This is a genomic window from Streptomyces sp. NPDC020489, from assembly GCF_044386545.1.
Lineage (GTDB): Bacteria > Actinomycetota > Actinomycetes > Streptomycetales > Streptomycetaceae > Streptomyces.
The window spans coordinates 69,824-83,789 of record NZ_JBIRUZ010000018.1 but is presented as its reverse complement, the minus strand read 5'-3'; the positions used below and the strand labels follow the sequence as shown (position 1 = coordinate 83,789).

The window sequence follows — 13,966 nt, the reverse complement described above, 5'->3', positions numbered from 1 at the left end:
CCGTGAATACTTGAGGCATGGACGAACGCCGCGAACCCGTACCGGAGCCCACCGGTGCCGCACTGGACCGCCGGGCCGAGCTGAGCGAGTTCCTGCGTACCCGGCGGGCCCGGCTGAAGCCCGAGGACGTCGGGCTGCCGGACTTCGGCCGGCACCGGCGGGTGCCCGGGTTGCGGCGCGAGGAGCTGGCGCAGCTGGCGGGCGTCTCGGTGGCGTACTACACGCGCCTGGAGCAGGGCAACGGGCAGAACGTGTCCGCGGAGGTGCTGGACGCCATCGCCCGCGCCCTGCGGCTGACGGACGCCGAGCACGCCCACCTCACCCACCTCGCCAAGCCGAAGCAGCTCAAGAGGAAGACGGGCGGGCGGCCCCAGCAGGTGCGCGGTTCGCTGCTCCAGCTGCTGGACACGATGGAGGGCTGCCCCGCCTACATCTCCGGCCGGCGCTCGGACATCCTGGCCTGGAACCGGATGGCCGCGGCGGTCTTCGGCGACTGGGCGCAGCTGCCGCCGCAGGAGCGGAACTGGGCGCGGCTGGTGTTCCTGCGGCCCGAGTACCGCGAGCTGTTCGTGGAGTGGGACCAGAAGGCCACGGACATGGTGAGCTTCCTGCGGATGGACGCCGGCTGCCATCCCGACGACCCGCGGCTGTCCGCCCTCGTCGGTGAACTCTCCGTCAAGAGCGAGGAGTTCAGACGGCTGTGGGCCACCCATGACGTCAAGGAGAAGGGGTACGGCGTCAAGCGCCTGCACCATCCCCTGGTCGGCGACCTCACGCTCCACTTCGAGTCCTTCCGGCTCCCCGACGAGAGCGAGCAGATGCTGATCACCTACCACGCGGAGCCGGGGTCCCCGTCGGCGGAGGCCCTGCGCCTGCTGGCGAGCTGGGGCACCGACGCGACCCGCGCGGGCCAGGACTGGGCGGCCCCGCAGGCCTGACCCTCACCCCTGGTACGGCGGGGCCGCTCCCCACTGCCACTTCGGCACCGGCTGCTCGGCGGGCGGTTTGGCGTCCGGGCCGGAGAAGTGCACGGCGAGCCGCGTCCCCCACTCCACGTATGCCAGGAACGCCGAGCGGAACTCCGCGTCCGTGGGCAGGCCCGCCTCGTCCGCCGCGTCCTGGATGAGGTTGACCCAGCGGCGGCGCTGCGGCTCGGTGATGGCGCGGCCCAGGTGTTTGGCGACCATGTGGCCGTGCCCGCCCTGGGTCTCGGAGTACGCGGGCGGGCCGCCGAAAACCTCCGCGAGCCAGAGGGCGACGTGCTCGGCGTGCTCGGGGGCGAGCCCCGCGAAGACCGGGGCGAGGAGGTCGTCCTTGCGGACCTTGTCGTAGAACACCGACGTCAGTCGCGCGAAGGCCTCCGCGCCGCCCGCCCAGGCGTACAGCGTGGGCACGGCCGCGCCGGAGCCGCGTACCGTCGTCGGCTTGTAGTGCCGCATCTCCTCGATGTCGGCGGTGTACGGGCGGATCTCGGCGAGGAAGTCGGCGAAGCGGTCGGACTTGCGGAAGCCCTCCAGGTGGTCCTCCGTGGAGGTCCAGGTGATCCGCAGCACGAAGTGCGAGAAGTCCTCCTCGCAGCGCGCCAGTTCGTAGTCCACGCAGCTCTCGGCCGCGGCCAGCTGGGTCGCGGCGCGCGTGTAGGCGGCGAGGAACTCCGCCGAACTGTCTTCCGGGATGCGGTAGCGGATGTACTCCACTGTGTGAGCCGTCATGCGCCCCACACAAACACGGAAGTCCCGCCGGAAGCTCTCCCTCCGGCGGGACTTTCGCTCATGGCCTACGGCCGCGGACTACTTTCCGTAGTACGCGTTGTAGATCGAGACCGTCGACTTGTTGCCCTTCTTGTCGGCGATCTTCGCGTGGAAGGAGATGCCCTTGCCCTTCTCCGGGTTCTTCACCGTGATCTTGCCGCCCGAGACCGTGACCTTCTTCCAGGTCTGGCCGTAGTCGTACGACACGTACACCGCCAACGACTTCAGGTTGGAGCCCTTGGCCGCGCCCTCGACGGTGACCGGGATCTTCACCGTCTGACCGGCCGTGACACGGCTGTCGAGGCCCGTCTTGGCGTTGAAGCGGGCCGTGGAGACCGGCAGCGAGACCATGTCGGCGGAGGACTTCTTCGAGCGGAACGTGAAGCTCGCGTCGATCCGGGTCGAGGCCGCCGCCACCTTGACGCTCCGCTTCACGGACGTCGTCAGCTTGTACTCGGCATCGGCCGCGGGGACCTTGAAGGCCTCGTCGCCGAAGAACGGGTCCTTGTTGGAGCCCACCTTGGTGCCGTTGCGGTACAGCTCCGTCTTCACCGAGGTGAAGTCGGAGGAGCCCGCGTGCCCCGCCCCGTCGGCGAACACCGGCAGGTAGCCGAAGAGGTTGTTGCCCGTACGGAAGACACCGAAGGTCTTGTTCAGGTGCGGGCCGAAGACCGCGGTGTTGAAGGTCTTCGTGTACGTCTGGCCCGCCTTGAAGAGCTGCGCGGCGCCCACCGTGTAGAAGGCCTCCGTGATCGGGAAGCCCTCCGGGTCCTTGCCGTTGTACTGCTCGAAGTCGATCGCCCAGCGGATCTTGTCGGACGTCGAGAGGTACACCGTGCGGGTGCCCGGCAGCTTCTGCTCCACCGGCGAGCCGATCACGATGTCCTTGGGGAAGTAGCCCCAGGGGGTGACCGCACCGGTCTTGCCGGCCGCGGCGGCACCGAGGTTGTTCTTCACCGTGGCGAGCTCGGACGCCTTGAAGTGGCGGACCTTGGCGCCCTGGATCTTCTTGACCGACGCCGAGGTGGCCACGTCGTACTCGGCGTTGTCACCCTTGGTCCACTGTCCGCTCCAGGTCTGGATCAGACCGCTCGTGACCTGCGGGCCGAGGTGCGCCATCCGCAGGTCGGCGAAGGACGGCATCCCCACCCCGATGCCGAGGCCCGCGGGCTCGTAGAGGTAGCTGATCATGGCCGACCGCTGCGTGGCCGCGGCGTCCGGGACCGTGATGTCGGCCGGCTTGGCGGTACGCGCGTCGATCGTCACCGAGCTGTTCCTGGTGAGGCTCAGCTTCGGCTGGACCACCCAGTCGAGACCGCCCTCCAGGTTCACCCAGTCCTCGGCGATCCAGGCGTCCAGCAGGTAGGTGCCCTTGGGCAGCCGCATCTTGGTGGTGCCGGACTCGTCGATCGTCACCTGGTAGCCGCGGTCGGCGGCCAGGCCCGCGTAGCCGGCGAGGATCGTGTTGTAGTCGGCCGTCGGCAGGCCGTCCTTGCCGATGTGCTTGACGGTGAGGTCGTACGACTCCACCTCACGCTGGACCGCCGCGGCCGTACGGACCGTCTGGCCGCCGCCCGTCGCGGTCACGTACGCGGAGTACGCGCCGTCGACCGTGCCGCCCAGCTTGGTGTTGACGCGGACGTCGACCGCGGCCGTGCCGCCCGCCGGTACCTTCACCGTGGTGGCGCCGAGCTTGAAGAAGCCCGTCGGGGCCGCCGCGCCCTTGGGGTTGGTGGCCTTCGACGACAGCTTCAGCGTGACGTCCTGGGTGCCGAGGTTGCGGTACGTCAGCTTCTTCGTGACCGGCTTGTCGTCGGTGTGCGGCCACGCCTGCGTACCGAAGCTCACCGAAACCGGGTCGGCGATCACGGTCTGCTTGATGGCCTTGTCGACCTGGATCCGGCCCGAACCCTGCTGGAACGCCGTGTACTTGCCGCCCTTGGTGGACGCGGTCAGCGCGCCCTTGAGCTCGGAGTACGACCACTGCGGGTGCCGCTGCTTGAGGATGGCCGCCGCGCCCGCGACATGCGGGGCCGCCATCGACGTGCCCGAGAGGGTCAGGTAGCCGGCCGGCTTCTCGCCGACGTCCTGCTCGATGATGCTGCCCTTGGCCGAGGCCGCCGTGATGTCCACGCCCGGCGCGGTCACGTCCGGCTTGATGGCGCCGTCACCGATCCGGGGACCGCCGGAGGACCAGGGGGCCATCTTGTCCTTGTCGTCGACGGCGCCGACGGTGAGCGCGGCGTCCGCGCTGCCCGGCGAACCGACCGTCTCCGGACCGGAGTTGCCCGCCGCTATCGCGAAGAGCACGCCCTTCTCGGCGGAGATCTTGTTGACCGCCGCCTCCAGCGGGTCGAGCTCCGGGGTGTCCGGACTGCCGAGGCTGAGGTTGACGACGTCGGCGCCCTGCGCGGCGGCCCACTCCATACCGGCGACGATGCCGGAGTCGTCTCCGGAGCCGAAGTCGTCGAGGACCTTGCCGTTGAGGATCTTGGCGTCCGGCGCCACGCCCTTGTACTTGCCGCCGGACTTGGCGCCGGTGCCCGCCGCGATGGACGCGACGTGCGTGCCGTGACCGAAGTGGTCGGTGGTGTCGGCGGCGTCGGAGAAGTTCTTGGCCTCGATCACCTGGTCCTTGAGGTCCGGGTGCGTGGCGTCGACGCCGGTGTCCAGGACGGCGATCTTGACGCCCTTGCCGGTGTAGCCCGAGGCCCACGCCTTGGGGGCGCCGATCTGCGGGACCGACTTGTCGAGGCTGGCCTTGCGGACCCCGTCCAGCCAGACGTGCGCGATGCCGGCGGCCGTCCTGTCGCCGTTGGTGACGGCGTCCCACAGCTCGGGCGCGTTCTGGTGGGAGGTCTGCACCGCGTCGGCGTTCAGCGACTTCAGGGCCACGCGGAGGGTGCCCGCGTCCCGGACGTCGTCCTTCGCCGCGGCCGCCGCGCCCCGGTAACCGACGATCACCTTCAGGCCCTTGGCCTGGGAGGCGCGGGTCGCGGACTTGTTGAGCTCGGTGATGTCGAACAGCCGCTGGTCCAGCTTGCCCGCGGCGACCAGACGGGCCGCGTCGGCGGGTGTCACCAGGGTGTGCCCGTCGGCCTTGCGGACCTGGAAGGGTATGCGCTCCCGCCCCTTGGCCCGCTCCACGCTGACGACGTTGCCCTTGGCGTCGACGGCGACCCGGTCCCCCGTGATCAGGGTGATGCGATGGTGGCCCTTCAGCGAGGCGGCGGACTGGGCCGCCTGCTGCTCCGGCTGTGCCGCCGCGGGGCTGGTCAGGCCCGCCGCGAGGGCTACCGCTGCTCCCGTGGCCACGGTGGCAGCACAAACTCTTTTCACTTGTGTGCGCAAGACTCCCCCTTGCAGAAGGTCCGGGCGAATCCCCGTTCGCCCGGCCGGGGGTGGTCTCAACTCGCGCGTGCATCCCCCGGAACCCGCAGTATGCCGGGGGCGATCAGGCACCTCAAGAGACAGGAACTCCACAGGGGGCACTGTTACGTGTTGCTCATGTTCACGCGCCCGCGTTCTCCTTCACCGTCATCCGTCCCTTGCGGATGGTCGCGATCCGCGGGGCCTTCTTCGCGAGGGCCGAGTCGTGCGTGACCATGATGAAGGTGAGCCCGAGCTCCTTCCACATGCGGTCGAGCACGTCCATGATCTCGTCGCGCATCGACTCGTCGAGGTTGCCGGTGGGTTCGTCCGCGAGCAGCACCTTGGGGTTCTTGACGAGGGCTCGGGCGACGGCGACGCGCTGCTGCTGGCCTCCGGACATCTCGCCGGGAAGGTGTCCGAGGCGTTCTCCGAGGCCTACGGACCTCAGTGCCTCGGCAGCCCGTTCGCGGCGTTCGCGCACCTTGATGCCGAGGGGGACGAGGGCGGTTTCCACGTTCTCCTGTGCGGTGAGCGTGGGGATCAGGTTGAAGGACTGGAAGACGAAGCCGATGTTCTCGCTGCGGACCCTGGTGAGTCTGGCCTCGGGGAGTTTCGCCAGGTCGGTGCCGTCCAGGACGACTTCGCCCGCCGTGGGCCGGTCCAGGCCGCCGAGCATCTGGAGGAGGGTGGACTTGCCGCCGCCGGTGGGGCCCTGGATGACGAGACGGTCGCCGTCTGCGATGGTGAGGTCGATGTCGACGAGGGCGTCGACGGTCTCCCTGCCTCGGGTGTAGCGCTTGGTGACGCTTCTGAGTTCGTACATGGTGGGTGGCTCCTCGGTGGGGTTCGGGGTGGTGCGTGTCGGTGGTCGGCGGCGGGCCCGTGGGGGCTGGTCGCGCCCTGAGCCGTATGTCGATGCGGCCCCGCGCCCCTGGGGAGTCGCGGGTGCCGCCCGCCGAGGGCGGACCGCTACTCGACGCGCCGCAAGGCGTCCGCCGGGCGCAGCCTCGACGCGCGCCAGCCGCCGAAGGCGCCCGCGATCAGGCCGCCCGTCACCGCGAGGCCCACCGCGACGGCCACGGTCGTCACGCTCACCGGGGCCGTCAGGGCGACCTCCAGGGTCTTGGACGCCGTCCGGCCCGGGCCGCCGCCGAAGCCGCCGCCGCCCCCGGGACCGCCGCCCGTGCCGCCGCCGGCCGAGCCGCCCAACTGGGCTTGCAGGGTGGGGCTGACGGCGGTCACGGCGTACGCGCCTGCGAGCCCCAGCGCGATGCCCAGCGCGCCGCCCAGCAGCCCGTTGACCATCGCCTCGCCGACGACCTGCCGGGTCACCCGGCCCGAGCGCCAGCCGAGCGCCTTGAGCGTGCCGAACTCGCGCACCCGGCGGGAGACCGCCGAGGAGGTCAGCAGACCGGCGACCAGGAACGCGGCCACCAGGACCGCGAGGGACAGCCATGTGCCGACGCTGGTGGCGAGGTCGGCGGCGGTGGACAGGGAGCCGGAGACGGTGTCCGCGAGGTCGGCGGAGGTCGTCACGGTCGTGCCCGAGATGTTCTTCTGGACGGCCGACTTGACGGCGTCGATCTGCTGGGAGTCGGTCGCCTTGACGTAGATCGTGGTGACCTTGTTCTTCTGGTCGCTGATCGTCTGCGCCTGCTGGAGCGGGATGTACACGTTGGCCGCCGCGTCACCGCTGTCCGCGGTCGCGACGCCGATCACCTTGAACGTGACCTTCTTGACGGTGATCGTGGAGCCGACCTTGAGCTCCTTCTCCTTGGCGTAGGCGGAGTCGACGACGGCGACCTCGGCGTTCGTCTCCGCCGACGTGAAGGTACGGCCGCTGGTGATCCTGGAGGAAGTGAGCGGGCCGGCGTCCGACCGCGTGACGTCGGTGCCGTAGACGGAGTAGTTGTCGACGTCGAAGTCGGCGCCGCCGCCCCGGACTTCGCCCTGCGGCCCGCCGGTGCCGCCGCCGTTGCCCCCGGGACCGCCCTGCTGGCCTCCACCCTCGTTCTGCTGGAACCGGCCGCGGGTGAACTGCCCGTCCACCTTGATGACTTGGAGGCTCAGTCCGCCGACCGCCTCCGAGACGCCCTTCTGCGAGGCGACCTCGGCCACCGTGGAGGAGGCCAGCGTCTGGAAGCCCTGCGGCATGACGAGGTCGCTGCTCTGTTCCGCGTCGGAGTCACCGTCCTGCGCGTCGAATTGGAAACGGGGGCGCTGCTGGGCGTTGTCGCCCGACTGCGCGGGGGCGGCCTTGGTGACCGTCATGTCCGTGCCGAGGCCGTAGAGCGACTCCAGGACCGTGTCCTGGGCCTTGCTCATGCCGGCCGACACGGAGGTGACCACGATGACCAGCGCGATGCCGAGCGCGAGCCCGGAGGCGACGACGAGGGCCGCCTTTCTGCGGCGGCGCAGTTCGCGCCTCAGGTAGGTGAAGAACATGGCCGCAAGCTAGGGACGGCGTGTGATGACGGGATAAGCCGCGCATAAGAGATCGATGAGAAGGCTGTGGCGGAGCCCGGAAAGACCGATGCCGCCCCTGAGGGCGGCATCGGAAAGCTGTGAACGGGACCTGGAACGGAGGGATCAGATGGCCGAGCCGGCCTTCCAGTCCGCCCAGCTCAGGTTCCAGCCGTTGAGGCCGTTGTCCGGGGCGACCGTCTTGTCGCCGGTGTTCTGCACGACCACGACGTCACCGACGATCGAGTTGTTGTAGAACCAGTAGCCCGCGGTGCCCTTGTCGTTGGCGCCCTTGGTGTCCGAGAGGCCGACGCAGCCGTGGCTGGTGTTCACGCTGCCGAAGATGGACTTCGCGCCCCAGTAGTTGCCGTGCACGAAGGTGCCGGAGTTGGTGAGGCGGATGGCGTGCGGGACGTCCTTGATGTCGTACTCGGCCTTGCCGTCGTTGTCGGTGAAGCCGACGGTCGTGCCGTTCATCCGCGTCTCTTTGAACTTCTCGGACATCACCATGATGCCTTCGTAGGTCTTGTTGTCCGGCGAACCGGCCGAGATCGGGATGGTCTTGATCGTCTTGCCGTTGTGCGTGACCTTCATCTGCTTGGTCTTGGCGTCGACGATGGAGACCTGGTTGCGGCCGATCTTGAAGGTGACCGTCTTCTGCTGGACGCCGTAGACGCCGTCCGCGCCCTCGACACCGTCGAGCGCGAGCTTCAGCGTGACGGTGGAGTTCTCGGTCCAGTAGTCCTCGGGGCGGAAGTCGAGGCGGTTGGCGTTGAACCAGTGCCCGACGACCTCCTGGCCGCTGGAGGAGTTGACGGTGATGCCCTTCTGGACGGCCGCCTTGTTGGTGATGGCCTTGTCGAAGTTGATCGACACCGGCATGCCCACGCCGACGGTGGATCCGTCCTCCGGCGTGAAGTTGCCTATGAAGCTGTTGCTCGGGGAGACCGTGGTGAACGAGGCGTTCTCGTGGGCGACGCGGCCCTCGGAGTCCTTGGCCTCGGCGGCCACCTTGTAGGTGGTCGACCGCTCCAGCTGGGCGGTCGGCTTCCAGCTGGTCTTGTCCGCGGAGAGCGCGCCCGCGACCTCGGTGCCGTCGGCGGTCGTCATGGAGACGTCCGTGAGCGTGCCCTTGCTCACGGTGACCGCGGCGGAGTTGTTGATGGAGGCGTTGTTCGAGCCGTCCTTGGGCGTGATCTTGATGTCTGCCACGGACGCCTTCTTGGCAGCCGCCTCGTCGGCCTTCGCCTGGGAGGTGTCGCTGCCGCCGCCGGAGGCCTCGTCGCCGTCGCCGCCGGAACAGGCCGAGAGCACCAGGACACCCCCGAGCAGTGCGGACGCGACCGTCAGGCCCCTGCGCCGCTTACTGACCGTCATCACACGCTTCTCCATCGTTGCCGAATCCCAGACCACTGAGAGTCCCCGTTAACAAGACTTCAACGCTACGGCCGGTTCGTCCCGTTCCACATTCATCGAAGGTGTGGGGCACACCACGTCCGTAGTGACGGGTGGTGCGGCTCTCGGTCCGTGCGCCCCCTGAGACGACGGAACCCCGGGCGGCGGTTGCCGACCGGGGTCACGTTTTCCCCAAGACCGCTCAGCCGACTGTCGTCGATTCCTCGTCCTCGTCCTGGTCCACATCATCGTCGTCGAGGTCCCACTCCGGCGAATCCGGGTCGTAGTCGATCTGTTCGCTGGACCAGGAGGCCTGCACCAGCTCCACCCCGGGCACCTCGCTGACCAGGTCGAACGGGTCGACGAGATAGGCGAGGGCCTCCGCGGTGTCTTCCGTCACAGTGCTCTCGGCGTGCGTCTGCTCGTCGTCCGGCATCTCGGGATCCTCGGCGATCCGCTCCAACGCGGCCTTCGTCAGGGCCCCCTCGTCGTCGATCTCGACGACGAGTTCCACACGAAGGCGTACAAAACGTGATGTCTCTGGAGTGCTCATGTCCGGAGAGTACGGCTCTTCGCCCCCGTGACTTTCCCGTGACCCGCGCCTTTCACTAACATCGCCCCACACGGCCAATTCACCAGCGCCACAAGGGGATCGATATTCCGTGTCATCTGCTCGACGTCCGTTGCTGACCGCCACCGCCGCGGGCACCCTGCTGGGTGCCCTGTGGTTCGTCCCCTCTGCCAACGCCTCGCAGGAGGAACCGGCGAGAGCGCAGGTCACGCAGCAGGCCAGGGCCACCACCAGCACCGCGGAGACCTCCGTCGAGGAGACCCGGCTCGCCGACACCGGCAGCTTCGACACCACTCCGTACGTGGCCGGCGGCACGGCCTGTCTGGTGCTCGGCGCCGGCTTCGTCGTCTATTCGGTTCGCCGGGAACGTCTCGGTTTTTGAGCCGACTTGACGCGCGTTTGACCAAAACCTCATAGTCCGCTCATGAAGAGATCATCGAGGGCCCGCATAGGCGCCACACTTTCCGTGAGCGCCCTGTCGCTCGCCCTCATCACGGGTTGTTCCGACAGCGGTTCGGACGACTCCAAGGACAAGGGATCCGACGCCGGTTCGTCGGCTCCGGCCGCCAAGGCGCTCACCGCGGCCGAACTGCAGAAGCTGATCCTCGCCAAGGGCGATGTGGACGGCTACAAGGTCGAGAAGACCGTCGGCGCGCCGGAGACCAAGGACGAGGTCACCACGGACGACGAGAAGTGCCGTCCGCTCGCCTACGCCATGTCGGCCCAGGCGCCCGGTGACGCGGCGGCGGAGACCACCGTCACCCTCACGCAGGAGAAGAAGGCGCCGACCGACTCGGCCTCCAAGTCCCTGGAGGACCTGGCGGAGGGCGAGTTCGAGGACTCCCTCGCCGACGCGATGAACCTCAACGTCACGCTCGTGGGCCTGTCGTCCTACGAGGGCGACGGCGCCGAGAAGACGTTCAAGTCGGTCTCGGACGCGGTCAAGGGCTGCTCCGGCGGCTTCACGGTCACCTCGGAGGGCGAGAAGCAGAAGCTCACCAAGGTCACCGCGGAGAAGGGCTCGGGCACCGGCGACGAGTCGGTCGCCTTCGCCTCCGAGGGCGAGATGGACAAGGAGACGGGCAACGGCACGGTCCACGCCGAGGTCGTCCGCCACGGCAACACCATCGCCACGTACTACACGCTCAACCTCGGCGCGCTGATGACGCAGAAGCCCTACACGGTCGACGGCACCGTCGTCACCGCACAGGCGAAGAAGCTCAAGTAACGACGAGAACGACCGAAGGGCCCCTGTCGAGCGACAGGGGCCCTTGTCGACCACGGTTCGGCGACGCCCTGAAGGGGCGCGGGGAACCGCGCGGCCGGCCACGACGGCGCGGCGGGCGAACCACGACCCGTCCCGGCACTTCCGGCGCGGCTCAGCGCAGCGGCCCGGTCACCGTCTCCGCCGCCGCGACCAGCTGCCCGCTGCGCACGAACGCGTCCGCGGCGGCCAGATCGGGCGCGAGGAACCGGTCCGGACCCGGGCCCTGGACGCCCGCCTTGCGCACGGCGTCGATGACGGCCTGCGAGGCGGGTGCCGGGGCCAGGCCCTCGCGCAGTTCGACGGCGCGGGTGGCGGCGTACAGCTCGACAGCGACGACCCGGGTGAGGTTGTCCACGGCCGTGCGCAGCTTGCGCGCCGCCGACCAGCCCATGGACACGTGGTCCTCCTGCATGGCGGAGGACGGGATGGAGTCCGCCGACGCCGGTACGGCGAGCCGCTTCATCTCGCTCACCAGCGCGGCCTGCGTGTACTGGGCGATCATCAGCCCCGAGTCCACGCCCGCGTCGTCCGCGAGGAACGGCGGCAGCCCGTGGCTGCGGTTCTTGTCGAGCAGCCGGTCGGTGCGGCGCTCGGCGATGGAGGCGAGGTCGGCGGCGGCGATGGCGAGGAAGTCCAGGACGTAGGCGACGGGCGCGCCGTGGAAGTTGCCGTTGGACTCCACGCGCCCGTCGGGCAGCACGATCGGATTGTCGACCGCGGAGGCCAGTTCGCGCTCGGCGACCAGGCGGGCGTGCGCCATGGTGTCCCGTCCGGCGCCCGCGACCTGGGGGGCGCAGCGCACCGAGTAGGCGTCCTGGACGCGCGGCGCGTCGTCCTGGTGGTGCCCGGTGAGCTGCGAACCCTTCAGAACGGCCAGCATGTTGGCGGCGCTGGCGGCCTGCCCGGGGTGGGGGCGGACGGCGTGCAGTTCGGGGGCGAGGACCTTGTCGGTGCCGAGCAGGCCCTCCAGCGAGAGGGCGGCGGTGATGTCGGCGGACTTGTAGAGCGTGTCGAGGTCGGCGAGGGCCATGACCAGCATGCCGAGCATGCCGTCGGTGCCGTTGAGGAGGGCGAGGCCCTCCTTCTCGCGCAGTTCGACGGGGGCGATGCCGTGCGCGGCCAGCAGCTCACCGGCGGGGCGTACGACCCCGTCCGGGCCCTCGGCGTCGCCCTCGCCCATGAGGGTCAGCGCGCAGTGCGACAGCGGGGCGAGGTCGCCGGAGCAGCCGAGGGAGCCGTACTCGTGGACGACCGGGGTGATCCCGGCGTTGAGGACGTCGGCCATGGTCTGCGCGACCTCGGGCCGGACACCGGTGTGTCCGGAGCAGACGGTCTTCAGACGCAGGAACATCAGGGCCCGTACGACCTCCCGCTCCACGCGCGGTCCCATGCCGGCGGCGTGCGAGCGGACGATGTTGCGCTGCAACTGGGCGCGGAGCTCGGGGCTGATGTGCCGGGTGGCCAGCGCGCCGAATCCGGTGCTCACGCCGTAGACGGGTTCGGGCTTGGCGGCCAGCGCGTCCACGATCTCGCGCGCGGCGGTCAGCGCCGCGACCGCCTCGGCGGAGAGTTCGACCCGGGCGCCGTCGCGCGCCACGGCGAGAACGTCGGACGCCGTCACCCCGGACGTCCCCACCACCACAGTGTGCATATCCATATTCAGGAGCGTACGCACTGAAGACGAAGATGTCACGAGTGGATTCCGGGTTCACCCCTTACCCGTCCGTACGTCACGACGGCCTCGCCGACGTCACAGCCGGCGCCCCCGGAACCGGCGCCGCTCCGCGTGCCCCTCGCCCGAGGGGGCGTCGGCCAGCCGGACGACCGGGTCGTCCGGTCCCTCCCGCCCGGCGACGACCGGATGGGCGGCGCGCACCGCCTTGGCGCGGTACTGGGCGGCGTCCGCGAGCCGGAAGAGCCGGCGGGCGGAGCGGACCGGGCCGATGGGGTCCTCGGTGGAGGCGACCCCGCAGGCCACCCCATCCCCCAGCTCCAACTCCGCGGCCCTGCGGCAGAGTTCGTCGGCGGCCTTGACGACCTCGTCGGAGCCCGGCCCGACGGCGAGCAGACAGAACTCGTCGCCCCCGAGCCGGGCGGCGAGCGCGCCGGGCAGCATCGCGCCGCACAGGGACAGCACGGAGCCGAACCGTTCCAGCAGCCGGTCGCCGACGGCGTGCCCCTGGGTGTCGTTGACCCGCTTGAGCCCGTTCAGATCGCAGACGACGAGGCTGACCACCACCCCCTCCCGCTTGTGCCGCTCGACCGCCTCGTCAAGGCGTACGTCCACGGCCCGGCGATTGGCGAGACCGGTGAGGGCGTCGGTGAACGCCAGCCGCCGGGCCTCCTCCAGCCGCTCGGTCTGGGCGATCCCGGCGGCGACGACGGAGGCGAGGACGGTGGCGAAGTCGGCGTCGGCGCGGCCGAAGACGGGGTGACCGGCGGGGCGGGCGACGTAGAGCTCGCCCCAGGCCCGCCCGTTGAGCACGATCGGCGCGACCACACAACACCCCCGGCCCCTCCTGCGCAGGGCCGCGACGCGCTGGTGGACATACCCGGGCCGGCGTCCCGCGGCCGGACCCTCCGCCGTCTCCACCCACGCGTTGGGCTCGCCGCCCCCGGCCCACCGCTCGTGCAGGAACTCGGTGATCTCCGGGAACTGATGGACGGGGTAGGCCTCCGCATCGGGGTACTCCTCCTCGTCGGGCGCCCGCTCCCCCACGTTGACGAGGACCCGCAGCCGCCCCAGCTCGCGCTCCCACACGGACAGCGCGGCGAAGCTCCCGCCCAGGGCCCGGCACGCACCGGTCGCAGCGGCCCGCCACGCCTCACGCGACCCGTGGGCCGCCGCCATCCCCTGCGCCAACGCGACGACGGCCGCGAGCCGCTTGTCCTCACCCATCACCCCAGGCTAGGGAGGTTTGGGACGAACAGGGACATTGATGCGCCGAACAGGTGTGGGGCGGGGGGCGACGGGATAGCGCGGGGCGCCGGGGGACTGAGGGCGGTGGGGGCCATTCCTGACGCGCTCAGGCCCCGCCGGGTCGGCTTCCCACACCCCTCAGGCCCAGGCGGGGTCAGCCCCCGAACCCCTCAGCCCCTGCCGGGACGGCACCCCGCAGCCACAGACCGGTGCGCCCCGCGGGCGCA

11 protein-coding genes are annotated in these 13,966 nt (G+C 70.2%); 3 read left to right on the top strand and 8 right to left on the bottom strand.

Going from position 1 to position 13,966, the window contains the following annotated elements:
• Positions 1 to 17 precede the first annotated feature (17 nt).
• Positions 18 to 938 (top strand): helix-turn-helix transcriptional regulator, encoded by a 921-nt coding sequence (locus ACH41F_RS36225; protein WP_398839339.1) that lies wholly within the window; start codon positions 18 to 20, stop codon positions 936 to 938.
• 3 nt (positions 939 to 941) lie between these two features.
• On the opposite strand, the gene ACH41F_RS36220 is transcribed toward ACH41F_RS36225, so the two are convergent.
• The 6 genes from ACH41F_RS36220 to ACH41F_RS36195 form a co-directional block, all read right to left on the bottom strand.
• The gene (locus tag ACH41F_RS36220; protein ID WP_398839337.1) at positions 942 to 1,712 is read right to left on the bottom strand and encodes a group II truncated hemoglobin; all 771 of its coding nucleotides are present in this window, start codon (positions 1,710 to 1,712) and stop codon (positions 942 to 944) included.
• Between the two features lie 78 nt (positions 1,713 to 1,790).
• The gene (locus ACH41F_RS36215; protein ID WP_398839334.1) at positions 1,791 to 5,090 is read right to left on the bottom strand and encodes a S8 family serine peptidase; all 3,300 of its coding nucleotides are present in this window, start codon (positions 5,088 to 5,090) and stop codon (positions 1,791 to 1,793) included.
• Between the two features lie 172 nt (positions 5,091 to 5,262).
• Positions 5,263 to 5,946, bottom strand: a complete 684-nt coding sequence (locus ACH41F_RS36210; protein WP_391234834.1) for an ATP-binding cassette domain-containing protein — start codon at positions 5,944 to 5,946, stop codon at positions 5,263 to 5,265.
• A 146-nt stretch (positions 5,947 to 6,092) separates the two neighbouring features.
• Entirely contained in the window at positions 6,093 to 7,568 is a 1,476-nt protein-coding gene (locus tag ACH41F_RS36205; RefSeq protein ID WP_398839332.1) for an ABC transporter permease, read from the bottom strand.
• Positions 7,569 to 7,712: 144 nt separating this feature from the next.
• Entirely contained in the window at positions 7,713 to 8,978 is a 1,266-nt protein-coding gene (locus tag ACH41F_RS36200) for an Ig-like domain-containing protein (RefSeq protein WP_391234831.1), read from the bottom strand.
• A 205-nt stretch (positions 8,979 to 9,183) separates the two neighbouring features.
• Entirely contained in the window at positions 9,184 to 9,534 is a 351-nt protein-coding gene (locus ACH41F_RS36195) for a hypothetical protein (protein ID WP_391234829.1), read from the bottom strand.
• Positions 9,535 to 9,643: 109 nt separating this feature from the next.
• Between ACH41F_RS36195 and ACH41F_RS36190 the strand changes: the two genes are divergently transcribed.
• Positions 9,644 to 9,934 (top strand): LAETG motif-containing sortase-dependent surface protein, encoded by a 291-nt coding sequence (locus ACH41F_RS36190; RefSeq protein ID WP_391234827.1) that lies wholly within the window; start codon positions 9,644 to 9,646, stop codon positions 9,932 to 9,934.
• An 84-nt stretch (positions 9,935 to 10,018) separates the two neighbouring features.
• Complete coding sequence (locus ACH41F_RS36185; RefSeq protein ID WP_391234825.1) at positions 10,019 to 10,780, top strand: hypothetical protein; 762 nt, start codon at positions 10,019 to 10,021, stop codon at positions 10,778 to 10,780.
• A 151-nt stretch (positions 10,781 to 10,931) separates the two neighbouring features.
• Here ACH41F_RS36185 and hutH read toward each other — a convergent pair whose 3' ends face one another.
• Together hutH and ACH41F_RS36175 are read right to left on the bottom strand one after the other, a co-directional pair.
• Entirely contained in the window at positions 10,932 to 12,470 is a 1,539-nt protein-coding gene (gene hutH, locus ACH41F_RS36180) for a histidine ammonia-lyase (protein ID WP_398839429.1), read from the bottom strand.
• A 99-nt stretch (positions 12,471 to 12,569) separates the two neighbouring features.
• Positions 12,570 to 13,718, bottom strand: coding sequence for a diguanylate cyclase domain-containing protein (locus ACH41F_RS36175; protein ID WP_391234823.1), 1,149 nt, complete (start codon positions 13,716 to 13,718; stop codon positions 12,570 to 12,572).
• Positions 13,719 to 13,966: the final 248 nt, after the last annotated feature.